Source organism: Pseudomonas sp. ASL4, from assembly GCF_056680395.1.
The window spans coordinates 6,643,441-6,665,958 of record NZ_CM155280.1; the positions used below are offsets into that span (position 1 = coordinate 6,643,441).

Below are 22,518 nucleotides of genomic sequence, written 5' to 3' on the forward strand. Positions count from 1 at the left end.
TTCCTGTAGGAGCGAGGCTTGCCCGCGAACGACCGCCACACGGTCCATGCCTGCGTGTCACCCATGCTAAATGCAGCGCACATAAAGAAAAACTTCAAATCCGCGCGCACATCTGGTACAAAGTCAGCCGCTCTGAGCGGGTGTCGTATAATGGCATTACTCCAGCTTCCCAAGCTGATAACGAGGGTTCGATTCCCTTCACCCGCTCCAATCGAATTTTGGTCTCACGTTGAAGGTTTTTTGACGGGGGATGTAGAGACAGAAAAAAACCGGTCCAAGTGGCCGGTTTTTTTGTGTCTGGGATTTGGGGAGCGTTACTCAGCAAACACCGAGATATTCGTTCCGCCACCGTCTCGGGCAAACGCCTGGCATTCAATCGCCAACCCTCTCTGTTCAACCGATGCGATCTCTCCACTATCCTTGATTGCCTGCTGACGGCATTGCTTCGAAAACTTAACGACGTCAGCCGCAGATCGCGACGAAACCAGACTGCCAACGCGACCGACCAACTCATAGAACTGCTGATCGGGATTTGGGCCGTCCCACAATACGTACACATTTGGCTTACCGAGCGCGCAATTTACGGACAGCGTGATATTCGGGCCATCTCGATATTCAGTATTTTGTTTATCTACTGCCTGTTTTATTTGCGTTAAGTGACGCTCCTCCTTGAGTGCCGCAAGGATCGTTTCACAGGACTCGGCAAGGACTGCCGTGGAAAACATCAGCAGGGCCACTCCAAGGTAGATTTTTGTTCGAAATTCAATCTTCATAGCGTTACTCAATTGAATCCTGAATATGCACCGCTGGACCTGGGTGGGTGAAGCGTTTGAGAGCTCTCCACGCCAGTGAATAGAATGCTCAGGTCTTTATAAAACTCTGTAATTTTTTACTCACGGTTCGCACCCTCCTCCCCTACTCCGCTCCCTCTTTCTCAGTCGTTTTTTTCAAAAAAGCAACGTCCTACACTACTCTAGGAATTGTCCGTAGACTTGCGCATTGCTGCGTTTTCACCATGAAGCCTATAGTCACCCAACGCCAAAATGGCGTGTCGGGTTTGGCGACTCGGCGACATGGTGCAGAAGCTTCCTATGCAATTTCGGAGCGCTTCTGGGCGCACTTAGCTGCCTGTTTTTTGGTAGCTGTGCGTGGGAGATCTTAGGATCTGCCGGTTTTACCATGTCCGGTTCGCCAACCCGCGTACAGCTGCCACCCATTTGTTTGGCGACAAATTGAGTGGTAGCGGCCTTTTAACTACATGGTGATTATTTATGAACGAATACATGGCTTTAACCAGCAACGCCGACGATTTACCTTCCCTGTTCGTCAACACCACTCAACCGCTGCACTCCCTGCTCAGCACGGCCAGTTACAGAATCCGGGCTGTGACGCAGCTTCTTGAAAATCTCGCGATGCGAGGCGACATCACGTCTGATTCGGTGATCCTCAGCGATTTTGCATTGCTCTGCTGCGTGCCCTTGCGCGATGGTTGCGATGTGCTGGACGTGATTGCTCGACGGCTGGATGCGGAATAGTTCTGACGTTAGATCGGGCGCCTTTCGGGGCGCCCTTTGAGCTCATAGCCTGCTAGCGATAGCACGAGCGACGTATCACTGTGGCGAGGGAGCTTGCTCCCGTTGAACTGCGTAGCAGTTCCATCTTTTGGGGCCGCTTCGCAGCCCAGCGGGAGCAAGCTCCCTCGCCACAGGTTCAGTGTCACGCCTAAGTGACTGGCATGCCCCTGAATGGTCGGACTGCGCTTACACATCCATAACGCACATCCCATTTCCCCGCCTCGCCCAACCCGCTAGCATCTCCCCCATCGCCAACCACCCTCCCCCTGCGCGGCCATCAATGAATACGCGCCACAACTATTCGAGGGAAACCAATCGGCTGCACCACCGGTGTGGCCCGTGACGAACTCAACAGAGCAACCCGAACATGACGCAAAACATTTACGACAATCCGGAATTTTTCCAGGGCTATAGCCAGATGGGCCGTTCCATTGGCGGACTAAACGCCGCGCCGGAATGGCCAGCGCTTCAGTCCATGCTGCCGCCGATGAAAGGTTTGAAGGTGGTGGACCTAGGCTGCGGTTACGGCTGGTTCAGCCGTTGGGCCAGTGAGCAAGGTGCTGAAAGCGTGCTCGGTCTCGATGTGTCGGAGAAGATGCTGGAACAGGCGCGCAACACGACTTCTGCCGCCAACATCCAATACGCCCGCGCCGACCTTGAACATCTCGACTTGCCCAAGGGAAGTTTCGATCTGGCCTACAGCTCTCTGGCGCTGCACTACATCAAAGATCTTCCGGGGCTGTTCGCCAATATCCACTCGGCTCTGAAGCCCGGTTCGCGCTTTGTGTTTTCCATTGAGCATCCGATCTTCATGGCGCCGCGTAATCCGGGGTGGTTGATTGATGGCGAAGGTCGCAAGCGTTGGCCGCTGGACAGTTATCAACTGGAAGGCGAGCGGGTGACTCATTGGCTGGCTGAAGGCGTGATCAAGCAGCACCGCACGGTGGGGACTTTGTTGAATACGTTGATTGCGGCGGGGTTCGCGATTCGGCATGTCAATGAATGGGGGCCGAGTGATGCGCAGGTCGCCGCGCAGCTGGCGCTGGCTGAGGAGCGTGAGCGGCCGATGATGATGTTGGTGGGGGTTGAGCGCTGAAATCGGAACCCTGTGGCTAACGCCTGTCAGTTAAGCGTGACTCAACCTGTGGCGAGGGGGCTTGCCCCCGCTCGGCTGCGAAGCAGTCGTGAAATCATCGCATGCGGTGAACCCGTTACATCTCGGTTGCTGGTTTTGGGGCCGCTTCGCGCCCCAACGGGGGCAAGCCCCCTCGCCACAGGTTTTGTGTTCACCACACCCTATTCATTTGCAGTCGCCTGCCCCTTTTCATTCAGCCCTCACAGGGTCGCAACAATGAACAACCGCGGAAACGGCAACAACACGGTCCCATCCTCCAACGCCGGATAAGCCTGTTCAATTTCCGCCAGATACTGCTTCAGATACTGCGCCCGCTCGCCCTCATCCAGCGGATCGAGAAACGGCCGCAACCCACTGCCCTTGAACCACTCCACCACGCCCGAAGCACCGCCCGCCAGCGGATGGTGGTAGGTCGTGCGCCACACATCGACGCGCTTGCAGTGCGGCCGCAGCATCGAGTAGTAAGCGCTGGCACTGGCCATTTCCGTGCGTTGCCCGGCGGCGTCCGCCAGTTTGCTGGCCCACGGGCCATTGGCGGCGACTTCGCGCATCAGGCGATGGGACGGTTCGTTGAGGTTGTCGGGCATCTGGATGGCCAGGCTGCCGCCCTTGGTCAATCGAGAGGCCAACGACGGCAGTAACGTTGCGTGATCGGGCAGCCACTGCAACACCGCGTTGGCGAAGATCACGTCGAACGGGCCGCTATCGTTCCAGGTTCCGATGTCTACGGTATCGAACTGCACTTCAGGCAGGCGCTTGCGGGCGGCTTCGATCATGTCGGCCGAACTGTCCACACCACGCACGATGGCATTGCCGAAGCGTTCAACCAGCAGCTCGGTTGAGTTGCCAGGGCCGCAGCCGATGTCGATGGCCGAGCGCGCGTCTATGGGCGGGATGGCCGCGAGCAGGTCGCGGGCCGGGCGGGTGCGTTCATCTTCAAAAGCGACGTATTGTTTGGCGGACCAACTCATTGCGTTCTCCTGGCGGTACGTTGTCAGGCCTGGGCAGACAACCGGTTGGCTACAATACTCCGACCGATGCATCTGCCCAATCCGACTTATGTATCGTCAGTTGACCCAACCGCCCTGCTGCCAGTGCCAGCCATCGCGATGCTGTTCCCAATGCGGATGCACATAGCGATAACCCCGACGTTCCGGCTCCCAATGGCCATGAACGGCGACATAACGCCCACCGTCCCAACGCCAGTAGCCGTGAGACCAAACGTAACCCTGCCGCCCCACTGGCTCGACTTCAATAACGCGCTCCGGTGGCGGCTGCGGCGCGACGACTTCTACGTATTCGCGTTGCACCGGGCGCCGGTCATGAACGACCCGCTCTTGCACGCAACCAGAAGCGGCGACAACCACCGCCAACAACGCCATATAACGTATCAACATGCTGCCTCCATCGAGTGAACCAGCAAAAAAATGCCCCCTGTTACAGCCATGCTCCTGCCTGGCTAATTGATTTTGTAACAGGTCCTATCTGTCTATTGCCTGAACTCGATTCGATTCACCTCTGCAAAACCCTGAGGATTAGAAGGCAGCTTTTTAATCGCCAAATCATCGGAAGTCATAACCAAATCGACCGTTCGCCGAGCGATTGGTAAAGCAATTTTGACAGCCTACATATCGCATCTATAGTCCTACTCGCGGCCAGTCGGAAGGAACCCGACCTGTCAATTTACACGCAGGGAGCAAGGCCAGTTCATGCCCCGAGATCGGTGGGTTCCGCCCGTAGTGTTTCAACAACGGCCGCAAGGCAAGCAAGCGTTGTCGCGCCTGGAAAGATGCCAGGCACTCACTATGAACAAGGAGCTTTACTATGTCTCGATTCACGGATGTGCTGGTCACTATCGACACTGAAACCATTCTGAAAAACTATCCGAACATCAGCAAAAACCCCGCTTCGCCAACGATGATCGACGTTAATCATGTGTACATGGTGACAAACCGGGACAACGTGATAAATGGCCAGGCCGGTGGCGAGCTCAACGTGAAAGCCAGCGTGGGCGATATGATTCGCTGGCGTGAAACCAGCCTGTCACAAAGCTTCGAGAAGGCTGTGATTTTCTACAAGTTCATTGGCAACGTCGGCAACGAGTTGATCACCCCGCCTTCGCCACGCAAGGCTACGGCCTGCGTCGCCGTCCCTAACACCAGCAACCCATCGGTGCCGAGCTGCCAGAAAGTCGATAACCATTACTGGTCTTCGGAAACACTTTCGTGCGGTAGCGTGACCTATCACTTCCATTTCCTGATCGTTGATCGCGACTGCAAAATCGTCGGCTGCTGCTCGTGGGATCCGTTCATCACCATCAGCAACTGACGAAGGCTGGCCCCTTGGCAACAAGGGGCCTTCCCAAATCGTTGCCGTTTCGTCGGGAACAGGATGTCTTGCATGAACCGAAGCGGCTGCCGTCTTGTGCCAACATCATGAAAGGAATCCATGATGACTTCCGAACCGATCAAATCGCCTTCATCCAGTGTCGCGACGGCCAACAATGTTCTGCTGGTCGTCGATGCCGAATCGCTGCTCGCCAAGTACCCAACTCCTAGTCTGGAGGCCGAAAACCCGACGACTATCAGCGATGGATTTATCGTTGTCATCAATGGGGTGCACGCAGCACAAAGTATTAAAAATGACAGCCAATTAACCCTGACCGCCAGCAACGGAAAAACCTTTCATATCCGCGGTAGAACCGTAAGCCTGATCGCTGAGCACAGCGTGGTGTTCTACGACATGGCCGTGGGCGATACCCAAGCACTTTCACCACCGAAACTGGTGGTGCACGCCGGCCTCACCGTACCGGCCCCTGACGCTACAAACCCGACCCAACCGGGCAGCCACCAGGCCGACGATCACTATTGGGAGTGCTCGCAACTGAGCCCGGGCGTAGCCGACTGCGAACTGAGCTTCATGCTGGTCGACAAGAGTTGCGAGGTGGTGGGGTATTTCAGCTGGAAGGTTGAAGCGAAGCTTTCTGCTTGAACGGATCCCATAAAAAACCGGCCTAAAGGGCCGGTTTTTTTGTGCGCTGTGTTAATCGTAATAGCCGACTGTCTTTTTCAAATGATCCGAATAGTTGTAGATATCGTCGATCGAACCGATTGGATGCCGGGTTTCATTTTTCTCTTCGTCGAAGATCCCGATGTATTTTTGTGAGCGATTGAAATGGAGGCGGCAAATCGGTTTGCGGTTGTTGTCGTCGAGCAAAATGCCGAAATAACTCTGGGTGTCTCGTTGAACGATCCGCTTGGCATCTACAACAGAACGAACCACGGCACGGACGATGTGATAGCCCTCGAGTTCCTCCAGTGTTGTCAAAACCTTGTCCTCTGACTCATCTCGCACATCAGGCTGTTCAGCGCCGCTGGAGGAAACTGGTAGAGAAGCCAACGCAGGTTGAATGACACCACTCATGGCCGATTTGAGCCGGTCATTGATTTGGTCATTCAGGAACTGCACAACCGCTTTTCTCGTCAGTTCATGAAACTGTTCACGGACTTTTTGCGTAATCACCCCGTCGTACACGCGGGACGCGAACACTTTCACAAAGTCGTCATCCGGCTTGATGACCTGCGCGGCAATGACCTTTTTGATTTGGCTGACGTACTTCAGCTCACCGGCAGCGCTGATGATCGAATCGACATCGAATGCAGACTTGGTGAGTTTGACCAGTTCAGGAACGGAGTACTCATCGATATCCAGCAGATCAAGTTCGAGAAACGGCTTCTCGTCCATCTTGTTCGGCGCATCCAGGTCGGTGAAGAACTTGTAGACCTGGCCGTTGGTCAGGATAGAGATGCGGGCACTGGTGACATGGAAATAACGGAAGAGCTGAGAGGCATGATTGATGTGCAGTGGCTCGCCGATTTTTTTGCACTCGATCAGAATCTGAACTTCGCCCTCCTTCATGATCGCGTAGTCAATTTTCTCGCCCTTTTTCGTTCCGATATCGCACACGAACTCAGGCGTTACTTCGGTCGGATCGAAGACATCGTAGCCAAGCACTGTGCTGATAAAGGGCATCACAAAGGCGTTCTTGGTCGCCTCTTCGGTCTTGATTGCAGCGCTTTGCAAACGAACTTTGGCAGCTAGGCTTGTTAACTTTTCAAAGAATTCCATGAGTAGCCTCTTACTTGGTTTCGATCCGTGATTTCGCATGCTGGCGATTTGACTGCCATTGATACTAGACACAAACCGGCACAAAGAAAGATTCCGTTCAGGAACAGCGTCGTGGGCGAGGGACAATCCTCCTCCAGACCATCAAGATCGCAGCCTTCGGCAGCTCCTACGCCAATCGCATTCCACGTAGGAGCTGCCGAAGGCTGCGATCTTTTAGCGTTCACTTCGATTGAATTGTAAAAAGAAATTTCAACAAGCCGTCGCTGTCTGAAATTCAGACGCATCCTCTATAAGGAAAACGGCAATGAAATTCGCAAAAATGTCTCAGGCTCTTTCGATGTGGGCAGGCAGTCCGAAGACGTTTGTGGTCGCGGTGGCGCTGATCGTTATTTGGGCAATGACCGGGCCGATGTTTCATTACAACGATACCTGGCAGCTGATCATCAATACGTCGACGACGATCATCACGTTCCTGATGGTGTTTGTGATTCAAAACACCCAGAACCGCGACAACGATATTTTGCATCTGAAAATTGATGAACTGCTGCGCGCCACCACTGACGCCCAGAACGCGATGCTCGGACTGGATGGCAAGAGCCTCAAGGAACTGGAAGAACTCAGGGCGATGTATCGGGCGATTGGCGAGAACGAGACGATTTCACTGGAAAGCGCGGCTGCCGATGACAAACGCAAACCAAATCTGGATCAGTGCTAAATGAGTATTCGCGAGTGGCTCAGGCCACTCGCGAAACACATGAACAGCCTAGCGGCTGGCTTGCAACGCCTTGGCCATCTGCAGGTGGTTTTGCAGTTTTGGCAGGGTTTCTTCGGCAAACGCTTTGATTTCCGGCACGTCGGTGGTCTGCGCTTCTTGCTGGATCTGCGCGATGGCTTCTTGGGTGGTTTTCACCTGACTGGCGACATAAGCCTGATCGAAGGCCGCGTCTTCCTTAACTTGCGGAATCAGCGCTTTGGACTTGTCGATCACGTCCTCGCGAGGCGCCACCGGCAGGTCGAGCTTCTTGGCGATTTTCGCCAGGTGCTGGTTGGCGGTGGTCAGGTCGTTGATGACCACGATGGTGTAGTCCTTAACCTCTTTGGATTCAGTTTTCTGATGCGCCAGACGGCTGGCTTCGATGTCGGCCATGCCTTTGGCGGACGCATCGTTGATGAAGTCGGCAGGCGACTGCGCAAAGGCGCTGGTGGCACACAGGCCCAGTAGCGTGGCAAAACTGGCGTTGCGTAAATGGGTGGCCATCCGGCTCATGGTCGCGCCCTCCTTCTGAAAAAATTCAAACGGGGGCTTTCGCCCCCGCCGCTCAATCAAAACATCCTTCACCACTACCGAGACTTCTGACCACCTTTGCGGCCCATATCGGTTTTCGCAGGGTCTTTCTCGACAGTCGTGGTGGTGGTTTTCCCACCTTTGCGACCGGCTTCAGATGCCTTCGTTCGATCGTTGGCGAAGTTTCCCGAGTTCGAGTTTCTTGAAGTAGGCATGATTCTCTTCCTCTTGGTGATGATTTCGGCGAGCAAACACTCGCAAAGAATCTGAATTCAGATCCGCCCAAAGGTTTAGAAAAGCTGGGGATGCTGCGACGAACGGCAGCGAACGTTCAGACCTCAAGCGGCGGGTGACGCAGGCGTTTGACTGCGTACATGGCCTCATCGGCGTAGCGGAACAACTGCTTTTCTTCTGTGCCGTGCTCGGGATAGAGCGCTGCACCGATGCTGGGTTCGATGTTCAGGCTGTGGCCGTCCAGGCGCAAAGGCTGCACCAGCACCTGACGGATTTTTGCGGCGACGCTGGCGGCGTCTTCGGCCGCATGAATGCTGTGCAGCAGCACCACGAACTCATCCCCGCCGATGCGTGCCACCGTGTCGCTATCGCGCACGCAACCCTTGAGCCGATTGGCCACCGCTTGCAGCAGCATGTCGCCGACCGCATGGCCGTGGGTGTCGTTGACCTGTTTGAAACGGTCGAGATCAACGTACAGCAACGCCATCCGTCCGCCCTCCAAACGGGCCCGCGCCAGCGACGCCTTGAGCCGGTCGCGGAGTAATTCGCGGTTCGGCAACTGGGTCAGTTGATCGTACTGGGCCATGCGCTGCAGCCGCGCGTGCAATTGCTTGCGTTCGATGGCAGTCGCCACTTGGGCGCAGACGTATTGCAGCAGTTCTTTGTCTTGCTCGGTGTAGCGCTCGCCACCGGCCACGCTTTTGACGATCAGCGCGCCGATGGTGCCGTTTTGCGAGTTCAGTGGCACGCCGAGCCAGCACGGTGAGTCCTGCCCCGCCACCAACACTTCGAAGCCCTCGGGTGGGTCATCCTGGTCCGGCGTCAACAGGATCGGCTGACCGCTGCGAATCACCTCGGCGCACAAGCGTCCGGTGACGGTGCCCGGCAGTTCGGGCTGATGTTCGCGGTCGTCGACGTGATAGGGAAAGTTCAGCTGCGCACAGTGTTCGTCGTACAGCGCGACGGAGAAATTCAGCGCCGGCAACCATTCGCCGATGATCGAGTGGATGCGTTTGAACAGCGCCAGCAAATCTTCCGCTGCATGGGCTGCTTCGGAAATCGCATACAACGCCGCTTGTCGTGACTCGGCCTGTTTGCGTTCGGTGATGTCCCGGGCCACGGCGATGCGCAGTTGATCGACTTCCGACCAACGTGCCGACCAGAGGATATGCGCCACGCGGCCGTCCTTGCGCAGGTAACGGTTTTCGAAGTTGAGCTTGGGCTCGCCGCCCATGATTTCCCGCGCGGCATCGAGGGTGCGCTGACGGTCGGCGGGGTGCACCAGGTCGATCATCGGCTGGCCGATCAGTTCGTCAGGGGTGTAACCGAAAATACGCTCGCAGGCTGCACTGACAAATACAAAGCGACCTTGTTTATCCACCGCACAAACGGCGTCCAGCAACAGGTCAATGTAACTCGCCAAAGGCGCGGAATTTCTGGTGGCCATGGTGCAGGGAGCGTGTCCGGAGAATGCAGCGATAAAAAAACCGTCCTTGACCGTTATGACTGTGTCACTGACGCCTCCCTGCAATCAGCCTCAAGCCTTGTTCGTCACCAACCCCGGCAATGCATGCGCGAGGGCATTGATGGCGAAACCGATAAACATCACCCCGCACAACCGGGTGATCAACAGTTCATGGCGTTGATACAAGGTGCGCACCCGCCGCGCACCGACAATGCCAATGAGGATAGCGTACGCCAGCAATCCGCCCACAAAGCTCAGGGCAATCAGCCACGGCAGCATCGACCAATGGAGCAATTCGGCGCGGCTGGACAACAGCGCGGTGAAGGTCGCCACCGCCACCGGATAGGCTTTCGGATTGGTCAGGCCAAACAAAATACCGTGCCAGAACGGCTGCCGCGCCGGCCCTTGCGGTGCTTCGGCGCTGCTGCGACGAGCGCGAACCGCGCGCAGGCCGAGCCAGAACAAATACAGGCCGCTGAGCACGCCCAACACATCGAACGCGGTACTGCCGATTTCCCGGGCGCCGACAATCGCGATCAACGCGGTGCTGCACCAAACCACATCCCCGAGCAAATGCCCGCACAAGAACCCCGCCCCCGCGCGCCGACCACGGGCCGCGCCAATCCCGAACACCGCCAGCACGCCCGGCCCGGGTGTGATGCCGTAGATAAAACCGGAAGCGAGCACGGCCATTAGCAGCGATGGGGTCATGGGAAGTCCTGTTGAAGCGTTTGGGCGAATGGACGCAAGTCTATCTCAGGTTTTCGGGGATCGACTTACTGATCGTCGAAGAACTTCATTCCGGCATATGGGCGCTGTCGACAGGCTGCCAGGCGTGAGGCCAGGTCACCGACATGGGCTTCAAGCTTGTGGCCGTCCGGGTCGAGGAAGTAGAACGACGCACCTTCGCTGCGGTTGTCGCGCCATTCCTGAACCTGGGCCGAGCGCAGCTTTTCAACGAACACAGGGAAGTCCGCCGCACTGACGGTGAACGCGTAATGGGTGTAGTCAGCGGCGGGTTCGGGTTTGCGCAGTGGATCGAGTGACAGGCACAACCACAGACCCGACAGCGAGAGATAGGCGCCGGCGTCCCAACTCGCGTCGAGGCGTAGTTGCAGCAAGCCTTGGTAGAACGCCACGCTGCGGTTCAGGTCGGTGACGGCAAGGGTCAGGTGGTTGAGGCCGGTGAGCATGGGGGATTAACCTTTGAGTGCTTCTGGCACGACGTAGTGTTTACCGTCGTAGCTCAGGGTGACACGGGTTGTTTTCGACGTTTTAGACGTGTCCTGACACTCTTCACCAACGACGAAGTTTTCAGTCACCGTCACCGTTGAACTGACCACAAGATCCGCAAAGCCGTTATGCAGTGTTTTGCCGATATCGACGGTTCTTTGAGTTTCCTCGCCCTGTCCCGCGCAGTGACCGTCCCACTCGCCCCGGCCCGTGGAAATGACCAGCCCTTCCAACACTGGACGCAATGTATCGCCCTGCTTGAGATACAGCGCCAGTTCGGTTTTGTGGTACGGGGCGACGCTTGAGCTGTGTTCAAAATTCGAGCGAATGCCAAACGCGCGATCGTCCGGCGTCAACTTGTAGCGCGCCGTATCAATCGCCAGCCCTTCATACGCCACAGCGTCCGAATAATAGGCGTCTTTTTTACGGTAGCTGGCCAGGCGTTTCGAGCTGGAAGACTGGATGAGCCCCAACTCGAGATCGACATTACCGCCATCATTGTTGGCATCGGCGGAATCGGGCTTGAATGTCGATGTTGCGACAATCGTCTGGTCGTCATACGCCGGCCAGACTTTGCAAATGGTGAACGATTGCGTGCCGAAAGGTGCATCCTCGCAACCTGCTTGCACCTGTCCGGCAGCAGTCATGAAGCCGAGAACGACCATCGAGCTCAGCAGTTTCTTTGTAGTCATCATGTTCTTCCCTGATCAGCACGAACGGTGCTCAGTGTTTAATTGCATTCGCCTTGTATTGCTACTGGCTAGTCGCTTTTCGTGGAAAAAAAACCAACCAAAACGGTACGGATACGCCGAGCGGACTTCAAGGCGTCGAGTAAAGACTTTGCAAATCCAGGCTCCCCAAGCTCGACGCCAATTGAATGCGTGCGTTCTGCCAGCCAGCCAGCGCGCTGATCTGCTGTTGCAGCGCGTTGGCCAATGCCGTCTGGGTCGTGATGACCTCAAGGATACCGGTCACACCCTTCGCACCCAGCCAAACGGTGCCGTTCGACAGGTTCGCTTCTTCGTTGGTGCCGGTCATGGCCAGCGTGCTTCCCAGCCCCAATGACGTAACGTCATTGTTGCCGTACTCGACAACCGAGTCGCTGGCGCTGCCGCCCAGTGTGTCGTTGGAGCCGGTCAATCCACTACCGGTCAAGGTCGTGTTGGCACCCAGCCAAACGGTGCCGTTCGACAGATTGGCTTCTTCATTGGTGCCGGTCATGGCCAGCGTACTTCCTGTCCCCAGTGTGACGTTTTCTCCCGTTCCCAGGGTGATGACCGTATCACCAATGCCTCCAGTGACTTTGTCAGCGCTGCCGTTAATTGAGACGCTGGTATCTGCGCCGATGGCCACGGTGCTATTGCTGGCGTTGATAGTTGTTCCGGTGTCTGCGCTAGCGATGATTACTTCGCCATTTTTCATCATCGTCACGACGTCCCAGCTCGATCCGCTTGCCAGATCTACTGAAGCGTTAGTTGCGCCAGTGATGTTATTGTCCGAGCCATTGATGGTGGCTTGACTTCCTGCGCCAACATTAACGCTGTTATTGGAGCCAATTACCGTCGCACTGGATCCGTCAGCCAAAGAAACCCCAGCACTGTTAAGGTTAGCAACGGCACCAATACCAGAAATGGAGTCAAAGACCAAACCACTGGTTTGTGTATTGATACTTTGTGAGTTTTCAACTTGACCACTGCTATTAAAAATCGATTGGGTTTGTGTATCTCCGCCACTATTTTGTGGGGCGTCGTAAATTATTTCTGTAGGATTACCTGCCCCATTGGAGATAACTTCCTGGGTATTACCTAAAGCATCAGCAGAAAGTGTAGTAGTGCTTTGCAATGCTGACTGCCCATTGGCCAACGCGTAAACGCTTGTTTTCGTATCTATGCCGGTACTTGAAATCGACGCTGAAACCTCGGTATAACCACCATTGCCATCGAGGACTTTTACAGTATCTTGGTATAGCGGGGTTAGACCGGGTGGTGAGTATGTTAGTTGTGACGCCTGAATCCCATTCGTATACGTTAGCGTATTCCAAAAACTACCATCCGCATTGGTAGTTTGGGAGGTGGCGACAGGACTTGAAGAGTCTGTAAGCGCATCGAGTAAATGCTGCGTTGCGCTAGGTGCAATACTGCCAGCTATTCCTCCGCCGAGTACCAGCGCACTGTAGCCAATCCATCCAGCAGGACCTCCAAGCAGGAGTGGTGCAGCATTTTCTGCCGCCAACGCACCTCCGGTTATTCCACCTTCCGTACTGACAGTCCAATCCATCATGGTCTTTTCAGCCGCAGCACTATTTCCTCTCGCCGCTTGCTGTTGAGCCATTTGCTCAGCCTCATAGAATGAGTAGCCAATCGCAACAACGCCCAGAGCGGTGAGATCCTTGCCGGCAAGGGATTCAAACGTGATCCCATCTGCAGCGACCGTACTAAGCGACGACTCGCCCAGCTGAAAATCCGTTAAATTCTGGCCAGTTAGATGACCGTTATCGGTTGACGAGGCAAAAGGATCAATTACTAAGCCTCAAAAGCTTCTTCAAGAACATTCTCAATCTGTTTCCGCTCCAACTCGAGCGACGCGGGAAGTTTGATACGTACAACATCAAAAAAAACATCGCATAACTTCTCATCTGTGCCTGGGTTTTCCTTTAGCGTCTCAATCACTTCAACCCTACCGCCCCCATTCCCTTTCCAGTACAACCCGAAAACTTCATTAGGCCATTCAGGCATCCGGCCTCTAACACTCCAAATAAAAACATCAAGCTCACGATCTATCACCCAGAAACTTGGATGAGCCTTCCACAGATTTTGATATTCAGGGTATTGCTCCCAATCCATTTTTTTCCATCTTCTTCACTAATTGATTCAGCTACGAATGACATTGCACTTCCCTCAGCAATAGTAACTTCTTTAAATCTTAGACAACAATTCAACAACATGCGAAACTAACAAAAAAAAAAATGGGACAGCTTTATTTTCTTGGCGCACGATTCTAAAAAATAAATCCGTCCCGTTTTTGTTTATACTCATCATACATTGACAGTTGTTTTAAAACGTTTAATGCAGTAAATAAGGAGAACCCAGCCATTCAGATCACCACTATACAAATATCAATTAATAAACCAATTTATTTATTGACTAGCGAATAGATACCCGGACATCCCCTATGCCGCCGACGCGCTTTGAAAAAGCCTCTAATGCATTCTTCAGAGCATTCTCAATCTGCCCCCGCTCCAACTCGAGTGATTCTGGAAGTTTAATTCGCATAACATCCCAAAAAACATCACATAACTTTTCATCTGTGCCTGGGCTTACCTTTAGCGTCCTGATTACCTCTATCCTACTGTCCCCATTCCCTTTCCAGTACAACCCGAATATCTCATTAGGCCACTCAGGCATCCGCCCTTTAACACTCCAAATAAAAACATCAAGCTCACGATCTATCACCCAATAACTTGGATGAGCCTTCCACAGATTTTGATATTCAGGGTATTGCTCCCAATGCATTTTTTTCCCATCTTCTTCACTAATTGATTCAGCTACGAATGACATTGCACTTCCCTCAGCAATAGTAACTTCTTTTAATTTTAGACAACAATTCAACAACATGCGACACTAACAAAAAAAAGAAAAAAATGGGGCAGCTTTATTTTCTTGGCGCACGATTCTAAAAAATAAATCTGTCCCGTTTTTGTTTATACTCATCATACGTTGACAGTTGCTTTAAACGTTTAATGCCGCAAACAATGAATAACTAGCCATTCAGTTCACCATGATATAAACCTCAATAAACAAATCAGTTAATTTGTTGATTAGCGAATAGACACCCGAACATCCCCAATACCTCTGTCGTGACTTGCAAAAGTCTCTAAAGCATCTTTAAGAGCATTCTCAACCTGTCCCCGTTCCAACTCGAGTGACGCGGGAAGTTTGATTCGTATAACGTCAAAAAAAACATCGCATAATTTTTTATCTGTACCTGGGCTTACCTTTAGCGTCTTAATTATTTCTACCCGCCCCTCCCCATTTTCTTTCCAGTACAACCCGAAAATCTCATTAGGCGATTCAGGCATACGTCCTTGAACACGCCAAATAAAAACATCAAGATCACGATCTATCACCCAAAAATCCGGATGAGCCTTCCATAGGTTTTGATATTCTGGATGCGTTTTCCAGCGTATTTTATTTTCTGCTTCATCCATACCAATCCGCTCATAAACAAAAGACATTTCAGCTCTCCTTAATATGTAATCCTTGCTCATCGCAGCAACTAAAAACCTAAAATTTTGGAACCTGTACAATAGAAACACCCTAACAAAAAAAATTTTATACTATCTCACCTTCCCCTCAAAACAAAAAAATTGGACAGATTTGTTTTCTTGGCGCACGGTTCTAAAAATAAATCTGTCCCCTTTCGCACGCGAAGTAGTGGGCTCTACAGATATATAATATGACCCATCCGCAGATGTGTATATGAGAGTTTCGTGATATGTCACCACTCCAAAAAGCGACTTAACAGGGACTATTGAAACCGATATTGAAGACGCTGAATTTGGCACTTTAAAGCGATCCAAAAAACTAAAGATTGGTAACCCTAACAAAACACCACATGACTTTACCTATTTTCTCTGGGGTTTCATTTGCATCCAGAGGTCTAAAAGTGATTTCAAATATCGCATTTGACATCAATGACTTTCCGAGAAGAAATCCGCTCCCCAGATCATTCCTGTCTGGACTATCAACAGGAAGACTATGATTGTAATCCGGGACTAAAATCAATCCATCAGGCTTTGAAGGGATCGTTCCCGCAGCAAGCATAATCACTTTAACGTCAGAGAACGTAGTAGCAGTGGGGAAGTATTTTTTACACACATCGGTTAAGTCGTATGTGCGCTGCGCACTCACTTTACTCATTTTCAAAAAAGTGCTGTCCACTTCAGCTCTGAATTGCTTGCCACGTATTTGAAGCTCGCTGCCCCCCGTATCTACAGGAGTATCATCCTTCCTAAATTTATAAAAAATCAAAACGCCAAGGACTATCAGTGCAAGTAGAAGCAAACCATAACGACTACGCATAAAACTACCGCCACTCTTCATTGCCCTTCCCCTCATCTAAAATTTCAAAAGCAACTACCCTATCTCAAACGAGAAAGGGGACAGATTTATTTTATCAGCACACCTTTCTAATTAATAAAACCGTACCCTTTCGGACTACATGCTCAAAAAGCGTAGCCAACCCCAATCTTTAAAGTCGTGTAGTTGGTCTCACTGTCCGGCTCCCATGACACCAATCTGCTCGAAACTCTTTGCGTAGCACTGGCGCCATATTTAAAGGACGTGTAATCGACGCCCACATTGCCATGGAATCTTTTCGTGAATGCATAATCTGTAGATAACCCGGCTTTATACAGATTGGAATTTCCGAGCGAACCAGAAAAGCCATGGGGGCCATTCACGTCAATGTCTGCTGCGAACGTGCGTCCAACCAAGGCATTGGCGGTAAATACCAGACGGGAAAAGGGCGAGTATTGGACAAGCGTGCCGGCGCCATACCAGCTATGGGTGTAGGTTTCGCCTGCATTAATGCCGCGCTGCCATTCATGATGGCCAAGCTCGCCGTAGGGAGTGATCATGAACGCCCCGTCAAGCGCAAAACCTTTGCCCCAACGCAGACTGTAGTCGGAAATGGTTGCGTCAGACTGTCTGACCACAGAACCGAAACTTCCTCCCGACTGGAATGCGCCTGTATACCCGGTATGTCCGTCGTTTTTACTGTACTGATATTGAAAGTATTCGTTGTCCAGCAAGTCGTCCTTCATCATGGAAAAAGATAACGCAAAGCCGGGGACATGGCCGTTTTCCGTATCCAACTTTCCGGCACGAGAGCCTAATCTCCCATCGTTGGTTTCCTTATAATCGACTTTCGTGGAAATGGCCTGGACTTCAAACTGATTATTCGATGCTTTTATATCGTCTGTTCCGGCGAATGCCGTTGTGCACAAAGCTGCAGCAGCTGCAAAAACTGCCATCTCGTTGATGTTCAATCTATCCCCCTAAGTTTAAAAGTTACAACAATCAACTGACCGCAAACGGCCATGAAGGCCGCGACTGGCCAAAATTCTTTATATACTCTTCAGACTACGGGTCACCGCTCTCTCAGCGCCTCACTCTGATACTTCAACATCGGCGTCAACAGATACTCAATAATCCGCCGCTGCTCGGTCTTGATCTCCACCGAACTCGACATGCCGGGTTCCAGTTGAATACTTTTGCCATCCGCCACAATCAAATGCGCGCCCAGTTGAATCCGTACCGGGTAGACCAACCCCAACTTGTCGTCCTTGACCGCGTCTTGGGAAATCGACATGACCTTGCCGGCAATCGTCCCGTAGTGGGTATACGGAAAGGCATCCAGCTTGATTTCGGCGTCCTGCCCCGAGCGGACAAAACCGATATCCCGATTGAGAATCTGCGCTTCAATTTCCAGTCCGGCGTCGTCCGGCACAATCACCAGCAGGGCTTGCGCCGGGGTGACGACGCCGCCAATCGTGTGCACGGCCAGTTCCTGAACGGTGCCGCCCACCGGGGCGGTCAAATGGGTTTGCGATTGACGTTATCGGGACTTGGTTTCGTCGCCCTGGTCCTGGGTCAGTTGCTGTTGCGCCTGATTGAGGGCGTCGAGTTGTTCGCGGCGAAATTGCGCGATGGCACCAGCCTGGCGCCAAACCACAACAAGGCCGCCGTGGTGAGCTTACTGATCAGGGACGCCACTTGATTGGCCGAACTGGAAAGGCTGGAAGCCTTGAAGGCGCTGGACACGTAGCCGGCCAACTGTTCTTCCCAGCGACGCTGCATCAAGGGTTCGACGGCCATCGACTTGATGGTTTCGATGCCAGTCACCGACTCCACCAGGAACGATTGGTTTTCCGAGCTACGGCGAAATTTCTCATCGAGTCGGGCCTTGAGCACTGGCGTCACGATGACCGACAAGGCGATGTAGCACGGCAACGAGATAAACACGATCAAGGTCAGCATGGGCGAATAGGTCAACATCACCGCGAAGAACACCAGGGTGAAGAACATATCCATAGCCACCGTCAGCGCGTTACCGGTGAGGAAGTTGCGGATATTTTCCAGTTCACGCACCCGCGCCACACTGTCGCCCACGCGCCGCGCCTGGAAATACGCCAGCGGCAGCCCCAGCAAGTGATTGAACAGGCGCGCACCCAGTTCGACATCGACCCGATTGGTGGTATGGCTGAACACGTAAGTGCGCAATCCACCCAGTAATGCTTCGAATACGGAGATGGTAATCAGGCCGAACGCCAATACATCCAGGGTCGACATTGATTTGTGCACCAGCACTTTATCAATCACGACCTGCATAAATAACGGCGAAATCAAACCGAATAGTTGCAGGAAAAACGAGCCAGCCAACACTTCCAGAAATTGTTTGCGATATTTGACAATCGACGGAATGAACCACGACATATCAAACTTGCCGCCGCCTTGTGCCAGGATGGCGCGGGAAGTAATCAGGATTAAACGACCGGACCAGATTTGTTCAAACTCGGCCAAGGTGAGTTGAAAGGTGCGCTGTTGCACTTCATCGTGCAGCAAGACGTTGTCGTTCGCACACTTGGCCACGACCAGAAAGCGTCCGTCCCGAAGTTCGGCGATAGCGGGAAGCGGCGTCTGCGCAATACGACTGATGTGGCTGGTGGTAGAGCGGGCCTTGAGCGCGACCTGCCGGGCCAGACGCACCAACGTCAAGGCATCGATAGGCCGGGACATGCCTGACAGGTGTTTGAGGCGGTCGGCGCTGATGGCGACGCCGGACAACTGGGCAATGACGACGAGTGACGCAATGCCACTGTCTTCACTTCCATTGTGTTGTGGCGTTTCGGGCGAAACGCGGGTCCTTGCGTTAGGGTCAGGCATAGCAACTCAACGGCATTAACGAATGATGAAAGCGCGTCGTGCTTACATCAAGCGCGTCGAACCAATCTTAAGCGGGCGAATACATTTAAAAAGCGTTGCCGCTAAACGAGCGACTTGTCAGCCATTCAAAACTTGATAATTAGATACATGAAATATCAAAGAGCCATTAGAGGCTAGCATCTATGCCCAACCAGAAAAAGCGGCGGTTTATGTCCGAAAAAACTCACTCACGGCCGGCTACGCGGGCAATGTCAGTGCTCGAACATGTATCAAAAAAGAAATAATAAAATGAAAAGGCACGCCTGGAGCGAACGTTACAGACCCTATAAATCGAGCCGTTCACGGGTCATCGACTTAATGTTCAATTGCACAACTAAGTAACACAAACCGTACAATTGCCGTTTCAGCACCGACTCCATGCATCAATAAAAACATCCTTCAGGCAAGAAACACCTCGATTTCCCTGAGAACCAACTCCGGTAACATCAACTCCATTCAGCGCTGGTTCAGCAAAATCAATGAAGCGGCTCGCGGATAACGTCTGCATCGTTATCAACAAGTCGCACCGCACAACTCACCCGTCCAGACGTCAATGTCATCGGACGAATTCAGCCGTGCACTATCCCCTCCCCAATCCGCCCATTGAGCCAGTTCAACGCCTGATCCCCACCCCGCCGCTTATGCCACGCCAACACAAACGTAAACGATGGAATATGAAATGGCGGCGGAACAACAATCAGCGACTGCTCATCAACGCTGCGCAACCCACGCGACGCCACCGTCAGAATCAAATCCGTACCGCTAATAAACTCCGGCGCAACGCTCCAGTGCGGCAGGCTGATGGCCACGCGACGGCGTTCGCGCAGGGACGTCAGCGCCCGTTCGATTTCCGGGGTGCCGCTGCCGCGCATTTCCAGCAGGACATGGGGGCGAGCCAGGTAGGTTGGCAGGTCGAGTACGCCGTCGGCGGGCAGGCTGTTGCGGTCGAGCAGGCAGGCGTAGTGCTCGTCGAACAGCGGCGTGCTGCGCAGCTCGTTTGGCAGTTCCGGAAACACCCCTGCCGCGACGTCGATATCGCCGTTGAGCACGCCATCGAGCATGCCTTCGCGGCTGGCGTGGCTGATTTGCAGGTCGATGCCCGGCGCTTCCCGGCGCAAGGTGCGAATCAGCCCCGGCAGAACGATGGCGGCGCCGTAGTCGGACATCGCCAGGCGAAACGTGCGCTTGGCGGTCGCCGGATCGAAGGTGTTCGGAGCCAACAGTGATTGCACCTGGGCCAGGGCTTCGGTCAGTGGCGCGATCAATTCCATCGCACGCGGGGTCGGTACAAGGCTGGCGCCAGCGCGCACCAGCAATGGATCACTGAGCAAGTCGCGTAATCGCGCCAACGCATGACTGACCGCCGGCTGACTCAGGTGCAGGCGCTCGGCGGCGCGGGTCACGTGTTGCTCGCTGAGCAAGGCGTCGAGGATCACCAGCAGGTTGAGGTCAATGCGCCGAAGTTCATTCATCTGATGCATGTCCAACATAGCTATTTGGAATTTAAATTTGCGCGGCGAATACCCTAGAGTCCAGCAAAACCTGTTGGAGAAAAGATCATGAGTACGTTGCATTGGGCCGGCCTGATAGTGCTGGCGGTGATTGCCGGGGCGGTCGTGCCGTTTCAGAGCGCGATCAACGCCAACCTCGGGCGCGGGCTGGGGCATCCGTTGTGGGCGACGCTGGCGTCGTTGCTGGTGAGTATTGTGGTGTTGCTGCCGGTGATGTTGGCGCTGCGTTTGCCGTTACCGTCACTGGCGTTCATCACTAAGGCGCCGCTGTGGATGTGGGCTGGCGGGGCGTTCGGAGTGTGTTTTATTTCGCTGGCGTTGATGTTGCTGCCCAAGCTTGGGGCTTCGGGGTTTATTGCGTTGGCGTTAGCCGGGCAAGTGGTGGCGTCGTTGGTGCTGGATCACTTTGGGTTGTTTGGGTTGGTGGAGCGGCAGATGACATTGCCGCGGGTGTTTGGGGCGGTGTTGTTGATGGGTGGCGTTGCGTTGATTCAGTTCAGTGCGGCGCCGGCCAAGGTTTTGGCTGCGGCGGGTTGAGGGATAACTGGTAGTGCGATGGTGAGTTTCAGTCAGTCATCGCGAGCAAGCTCGCTCCCACAGGGGATTTGCGGTGGATACACAGGATGTGTCCGACACTGATCCACTGTGGGAGCGAGCTTGCTCGCGATAGCGGTCCTTCGCCTAAAACGCGCTGCGGAAAATCTCCTCGATCTGGCGTTGATCCGCCGCTCGCGGGTTGGTCAAGCCACAGGCGTCTTTCAAGGCATTGGAGGCGAGCACCGGGATGTCGTTGAGCTTGGCGCCGAGGTCACGCAAACCGCCGGGGATTTCCACGTCTTTGGCCAGGCTCCGAATCGCCGCGATGGCCGCTTGCGCGCCCTCTTCCGGGCTGAAACCGCGAATGTCGGCGCCCATGGCGTGGGCCACATCGGTCAGGCGATCGGCGCAGACCAACGCGTTGAAGCTCTGCACGTGAGGCAGCAGCACGGCGTTGCACACACCATGTGGCAGGTCGTAGAAACCACCCAACTGGTGGGCCATCGCGTGGACAAAACCCAGCGACGCATTGTTGAACGCCATGCCGGCGAGAAACTGCGCATACGCCATGTTTTCCCGGGCGGCCATGTCGCTGCCATCGCGCACGGCCAGGCGCAGGTTGTTGCTGACCAGGGTGATGGCCTTCAACGCACAGGCGTCGGTGATCGGATTCGCAGCGGTGGAGACGTAGGCTTCGATGGCGTGGGTCAACGCGTCCATGCCGGTGGCGGCGGTCAGACCCTTGGGCATGGCGACCATCAGCGCCGGGTCGTTGACCGATAGCAGCGGCGTGACGTTGCGGTCGACGATGGCCATTTTCACGTGGCGCGACTCGTCGGTGATGATGCAGAAGCGGGTCATCTCGCTGGCGGTGCCGGCGGTGGTATTGATGGCGATCAGCGGCAGTTGCGGCTTCTCCGATTGATCGACGCCTTCATAGTCACGAATCTGCCCGCCGTTGGTCGCGCATAGGGCAATGCCTTTGGCGCAGTCGTGGGGCGAGCCGCCGCCCAGGGATACCACGAAATCACAGCGACTTTCCTTGAGCAGGCCCAGGCCGCGCTCGACGTTAGCGATGCTCGGGTTCGGCTTGGCGCCGTCGAAGATCACCGAGTCGATGTCCTGCATCGCCAGTTTCTCGGCAATCATCGCCGCCACGCCGGCCCTGGCCAACCCGACATCGGTGACGATCAGCGCCTTGCGAAAACCGTACTTGCGAATCGCGTCCATCGCTTCGTCGAGGCAACCGTTGCCCATGATGTTGACGGCGGGGATGAAAAACGTGCTGCTCATGAGCGAATCTCCTGCAAGGGGGCCGAATCGACAGCTCCGATTCAGCGGATGCCCACAGGATCGACCGAACAGTCACGGCGCATGTTGATCTGGCTCAACCCCCGGTCGTGATAAAGTCGCCGCCCATCAGACCTTTTG

The 22,518-nt window shown here is 54.2% G+C and carries 26 protein-coding genes and 1 tRNA gene; 7 read left to right on the forward strand and 20 right to left on the reverse strand.

What is annotated here, in order from left to right; all coding sequences use genetic code 11:
- The first annotated feature begins 136 nt into the window (after window positions 1-136).
- A tRNA-Gly gene (locus AC1MEW_RS30335) sits at window positions 137-210 on the forward strand.
- Window positions 211-314: 104 nt separating this feature from the next.
- Here the strand turns inward: AC1MEW_RS30335 and AC1MEW_RS30340 are convergent.
- Window positions 315-773: a hypothetical protein gene (locus tag AC1MEW_RS30340; protein WP_480424684.1), complete on the reverse strand. Its 459-nt coding sequence runs from the start codon at window positions 771-773 to the stop codon at window positions 315-317.
- Window positions 774-1,271: 498 nt separating this feature from the next.
- Here AC1MEW_RS30340 and AC1MEW_RS30345 point away from each other — a divergent pair, with 498 nt between their 5' ends.
- Together AC1MEW_RS30345 and AC1MEW_RS30350 are read left to right on the forward strand one after the other, a co-directional pair.
- The gene (locus AC1MEW_RS30345; RefSeq protein WP_480424685.1) at window positions 1,272-1,535 is read left to right on the forward strand and encodes a short-chain dehydrogenase; all 264 of its coding nucleotides are present in this window, start codon (window positions 1,272-1,274) and stop codon (window positions 1,533-1,535) included.
- A 406-nt stretch (window positions 1,536-1,941) separates the two neighbouring features.
- A complete protein-coding gene (locus tag AC1MEW_RS30350; RefSeq protein ID WP_480424687.1) occupies window positions 1,942-2,670 on the forward strand; it encodes a class I SAM-dependent methyltransferase in 729 nt (242 codons plus the stop codon).
- A gap of 239 nt (window positions 2,671-2,909) precedes the next feature.
- Here AC1MEW_RS30350 and tam read toward each other — a convergent pair whose 3' ends face one another.
- Window positions 2,910-3,680, reverse strand: a complete 771-nt coding sequence (gene tam / locus AC1MEW_RS30355) for a trans-aconitate 2-methyltransferase (RefSeq protein ID WP_480424689.1) — start codon at window positions 3,678-3,680, stop codon at window positions 2,910-2,912.
- 96 nt (window positions 3,681-3,776) lie between these two features.
- Window positions 3,777-4,106 carry a hypothetical protein gene (locus tag AC1MEW_RS30360; RefSeq protein WP_322270733.1) on the reverse strand — a complete coding sequence of 110 codons (330 nt, stop codon included), beginning with the start codon at window positions 4,104-4,106 and terminating at the stop codon, window positions 3,777-3,779.
- Between the two features lie 427 nt (window positions 4,107-4,533).
- On the opposite strand from AC1MEW_RS30360, the gene AC1MEW_RS30365 reads away from it, so the two are divergent.
- Both AC1MEW_RS30365 and AC1MEW_RS30370 read left to right on the forward strand, forming a co-directional pair.
- Complete coding sequence (locus AC1MEW_RS30365; protein ID WP_201201424.1) at window positions 4,534-5,037, forward strand: inclusion body family protein; 504 nt, start codon at window positions 4,534-4,536, stop codon at window positions 5,035-5,037.
- Window positions 5,038-5,160: 123 nt separating this feature from the next.
- The gene (locus tag AC1MEW_RS30370; RefSeq protein WP_322270852.1) at window positions 5,161-5,700 is read left to right on the forward strand and encodes an AidA/PixA family protein; all 540 of its coding nucleotides are present in this window, start codon (window positions 5,161-5,163) and stop codon (window positions 5,698-5,700) included.
- A gap of 51 nt (window positions 5,701-5,751) precedes the next feature.
- Here the strand turns inward: AC1MEW_RS30370 and AC1MEW_RS30375 are convergent, their stop codons facing one another.
- Window positions 5,752-6,837, reverse strand: coding sequence for a type I restriction endonuclease (locus AC1MEW_RS30375; RefSeq protein ID WP_322270732.1), 1,086 nt, complete (start codon window positions 6,835-6,837; stop codon window positions 5,752-5,754).
- A gap of 304 nt (window positions 6,838-7,141) precedes the next feature.
- On the opposite strand from AC1MEW_RS30375, the gene AC1MEW_RS30380 reads away from it, so the two are divergent.
- Window positions 7,142-7,552 carry a low affinity iron permease family protein gene (locus tag AC1MEW_RS30380; protein WP_322270731.1) on the forward strand — a complete coding sequence of 137 codons (411 nt, stop codon included), beginning with the start codon at window positions 7,142-7,144 and terminating at the stop codon, window positions 7,550-7,552.
- A 48-nt stretch (window positions 7,553-7,600) separates the two neighbouring features.
- On the opposite strand, the gene AC1MEW_RS30385 is transcribed toward AC1MEW_RS30380, so the two are convergent.
- From AC1MEW_RS30385 to AC1MEW_RS30455, 15 genes are all read right to left on the reverse strand, one after another.
- The gene (locus tag AC1MEW_RS30385; protein WP_201195290.1) at window positions 7,601-8,104 is read right to left on the reverse strand and encodes a DUF4142 domain-containing protein; all 504 of its coding nucleotides are present in this window, start codon (window positions 8,102-8,104) and stop codon (window positions 7,601-7,603) included.
- A gap of 74 nt (window positions 8,105-8,178) precedes the next feature.
- Entirely contained in the window at window positions 8,179-8,337 is a 159-nt protein-coding gene (locus tag AC1MEW_RS30390) for a KGG domain-containing protein (RefSeq protein ID WP_082356627.1), read from the reverse strand.
- 116 nt (window positions 8,338-8,453) lie between these two features.
- On the reverse strand, window positions 8,454-9,803 hold the full coding sequence (locus AC1MEW_RS30395; protein WP_201201421.1) for a sensor domain-containing protein: 1,350 nt from the start codon (window positions 9,801-9,803) through the stop codon (window positions 8,454-8,456).
- A gap of 90 nt (window positions 9,804-9,893) precedes the next feature.
- A complete protein-coding gene (locus AC1MEW_RS30400) occupies window positions 9,894-10,532 on the reverse strand; it encodes a LysE family translocator (protein WP_201201413.1) in 639 nt (212 codons plus the stop codon).
- Between the two features lie 65 nt (window positions 10,533-10,597).
- Window positions 10,598-11,014 carry a fosfomycin resistance glutathione transferase gene (gene fos / locus AC1MEW_RS30405; protein ID WP_480424692.1) on the reverse strand — a complete coding sequence of 139 codons (417 nt, stop codon included), beginning with the start codon at window positions 11,012-11,014 and terminating at the stop codon, window positions 10,598-10,600.
- A gap of 6 nt (window positions 11,015-11,020) precedes the next feature.
- Entirely contained in the window at window positions 11,021-11,746 is a 726-nt protein-coding gene (locus tag AC1MEW_RS30410) for a PA3715 family protein (protein WP_323570566.1), read from the reverse strand.
- Window positions 11,747-11,873: 127 nt separating this feature from the next.
- Entirely contained in the window at window positions 11,874-13,385 is a 1,512-nt protein-coding gene (locus AC1MEW_RS30415; protein ID WP_480424694.1) for a hypothetical protein, read from the reverse strand.
- A 191-nt stretch (window positions 13,386-13,576) separates the two neighbouring features.
- Window positions 13,577-13,897, reverse strand: coding sequence for a hypothetical protein (locus AC1MEW_RS30420; protein ID WP_323570567.1), 321 nt, complete (start codon window positions 13,895-13,897; stop codon window positions 13,577-13,579).
- A gap of 300 nt (window positions 13,898-14,197) precedes the next feature.
- A complete protein-coding gene (locus AC1MEW_RS30425) occupies window positions 14,198-14,611 on the reverse strand; it encodes a hypothetical protein (protein WP_480424695.1) in 414 nt (137 codons plus the stop codon).
- A 260-nt stretch (window positions 14,612-14,871) separates the two neighbouring features.
- Complete coding sequence (locus tag AC1MEW_RS30430) at window positions 14,872-15,288, reverse strand: hypothetical protein (protein WP_322270725.1); 417 nt, start codon at window positions 15,286-15,288, stop codon at window positions 14,872-14,874.
- A gap of 349 nt (window positions 15,289-15,637) precedes the next feature.
- A complete protein-coding gene (locus AC1MEW_RS30435) occupies window positions 15,638-16,156 on the reverse strand; it encodes a hypothetical protein (protein ID WP_201255981.1) in 519 nt (172 codons plus the stop codon).
- A 122-nt stretch (window positions 16,157-16,278) separates the two neighbouring features.
- On the reverse strand, window positions 16,279-17,103 hold the full coding sequence (locus tag AC1MEW_RS30440) for a hypothetical protein (protein ID WP_201255980.1): 825 nt from the start codon (window positions 17,101-17,103) through the stop codon (window positions 16,279-16,281).
- Between the two features lie 101 nt (window positions 17,104-17,204).
- Complete coding sequence (locus tag AC1MEW_RS30445) at window positions 17,205-17,654, reverse strand: beta-barrel domain-containing protein (RefSeq protein WP_480424697.1); 450 nt, start codon at window positions 17,652-17,654, stop codon at window positions 17,205-17,207.
- A 53-nt stretch (window positions 17,655-17,707) separates the two neighbouring features.
- On the reverse strand, window positions 17,708-19,000 hold the full coding sequence (locus AC1MEW_RS30450; protein WP_480424698.1) for an ABC transporter transmembrane domain-containing protein: 1,293 nt from the start codon (window positions 18,998-19,000) through the stop codon (window positions 17,708-17,710).
- A gap of 608 nt (window positions 19,001-19,608) precedes the next feature.
- A complete protein-coding gene (locus AC1MEW_RS30455; RefSeq protein WP_201255977.1) occupies window positions 19,609-20,520 on the reverse strand; it encodes a LysR family transcriptional regulator in 912 nt (303 codons plus the stop codon).
- Between the two features lie 78 nt (window positions 20,521-20,598).
- Here AC1MEW_RS30455 and AC1MEW_RS30460 point away from each other — a divergent pair, with 78 nt between their 5' ends.
- Window positions 20,599-21,087, forward strand: a complete 489-nt coding sequence (locus AC1MEW_RS30460) for a DMT family transporter (protein WP_322270724.1) — start codon at window positions 20,599-20,601, stop codon at window positions 21,085-21,087.
- A gap of 144 nt (window positions 21,088-21,231) precedes the next feature.
- Here AC1MEW_RS30460 and yiaY read toward each other — a convergent pair whose 3' ends face one another.
- Window positions 21,232-22,380 (reverse strand): L-threonine dehydrogenase, encoded by a 1,149-nt coding sequence (yiaY, locus tag AC1MEW_RS30465; RefSeq protein ID WP_201201385.1) that lies wholly within the window; start codon window positions 22,378-22,380, stop codon window positions 21,232-21,234.
- Between the last annotated feature and the right edge of the window lie 138 nt (window positions 22,381-22,518).

Coding starts and splice junctions, on each gene's coding strand:
- yiaY (WP_201201385.1), bottom strand. CDS start 22,380: ATGAGCAGCACGTTTTTCATCCCCGCCGTCAACATCATGGGCAACGGT.
- AC1MEW_RS30400 (WP_201201413.1), bottom strand. CDS start 10,532: ATGACCCCATCGCTGCTAATGGCCGTGCTCGCTTCCGGTTTTATCTAC.
- AC1MEW_RS30430 (WP_322270725.1), bottom strand. CDS start 15,288: ATGTCTTTTGTTTATGAGCGGATTGGTATGGATGAAGCAGAAAATAAA.
- AC1MEW_RS30425 (WP_480424695.1), bottom strand. CDS start 14,611: ATGTCATTCGTAGCTGAATCAATTAGTGAAGAAGATGGGAAAAAAATG.
- AC1MEW_RS30385 (WP_201195290.1), bottom strand. CDS start 8,104: ATGAGCCGGATGGCCACCCATTTACGCAACGCCAGTTTTGCCACGCTA.
- AC1MEW_RS30370 (WP_322270852.1), top strand. CDS start 5,161: ATGACTTCCGAACCGATCAAATCGCCTTCATCCAGTGTCGCGACGGCC.
- AC1MEW_RS30360 (WP_322270733.1), bottom strand. CDS start 4,106: ATGTTGATACGTTATATGGCGTTGTTGGCGGTGGTTGTCGCCGCTTCT.
- AC1MEW_RS30455 (WP_201255977.1), bottom strand. CDS start 20,520: ATGCATCAGATGAATGAACTTCGGCGCATTGACCTCAACCTGCTGGTG.
- AC1MEW_RS30365 (WP_201201424.1), top strand. CDS start 4,534: ATGTCTCGATTCACGGATGTGCTGGTCACTATCGACACTGAAACCATT.
- AC1MEW_RS30390 (WP_082356627.1), bottom strand. CDS start 8,337: ATGCCTACTTCAAGAAACTCGAACTCGGGAAACTTCGCCAACGATCGA.
- fos (WP_480424692.1), bottom strand. CDS start 11,014: ATGCTCACCGGCCTCAACCACCTGACCCTTGCCGTCACCGACCTGAAC.
- AC1MEW_RS30345 (WP_480424685.1), top strand. CDS start 1,272: ATGAACGAATACATGGCTTTAACCAGCAACGCCGACGATTTACCTTCC.
- AC1MEW_RS30350 (WP_480424687.1), top strand. CDS start 1,942: ATGACGCAAAACATTTACGACAATCCGGAATTTTTCCAGGGCTATAGC.
- AC1MEW_RS30460 (WP_322270724.1), top strand. CDS start 20,599: ATGAGTACGTTGCATTGGGCCGGCCTGATAGTGCTGGCGGTGATTGCC.
- AC1MEW_RS30410 (WP_323570566.1), bottom strand. CDS start 11,746: ATGACTACAAAGAAACTGCTGAGCTCGATGGTCGTTCTCGGCTTCATG.
- AC1MEW_RS30420 (WP_323570567.1), bottom strand. CDS start 13,897: ATGGATTGGGAGCAATACCCTGAATATCAAAATCTGTGGAAGGCTCAT.
- AC1MEW_RS30435 (WP_201255981.1), bottom strand. CDS start 16,156: ATGAAGAGTGGCGGTAGTTTTATGCGTAGTCGTTATGGTTTGCTTCTA.
- tam (WP_480424689.1), bottom strand. CDS start 3,680: ATGAGTTGGTCCGCCAAACAATACGTCGCTTTTGAAGATGAACGCACC.
- AC1MEW_RS30415 (WP_480424694.1), bottom strand. CDS start 13,385: ATGGCTCAACAGCAAGCGGCGAGAGGAAATAGTGCTGCGGCTGAAAAG.
- AC1MEW_RS30395 (WP_201201421.1), bottom strand. CDS start 9,803: ATGGCCACCAGAAATTCCGCGCCTTTGGCGAGTTACATTGACCTGTTG.
- AC1MEW_RS30375 (WP_322270732.1), bottom strand. CDS start 6,837: ATGGAATTCTTTGAAAAGTTAACAAGCCTAGCTGCCAAAGTTCGTTTG.
- AC1MEW_RS30450 (WP_480424698.1), bottom strand. CDS start 19,000: ATGCCTGACCCTAACGCAAGGACCCGCGTTTCGCCCGAAACGCCACAA.
- AC1MEW_RS30340 (WP_480424684.1), bottom strand. CDS start 773: ATGAAGATTGAATTTCGAACAAAAATCTACCTTGGAGTGGCCCTGCTG.
- AC1MEW_RS30380 (WP_322270731.1), top strand. CDS start 7,142: ATGAAATTCGCAAAAATGTCTCAGGCTCTTTCGATGTGGGCAGGCAGT.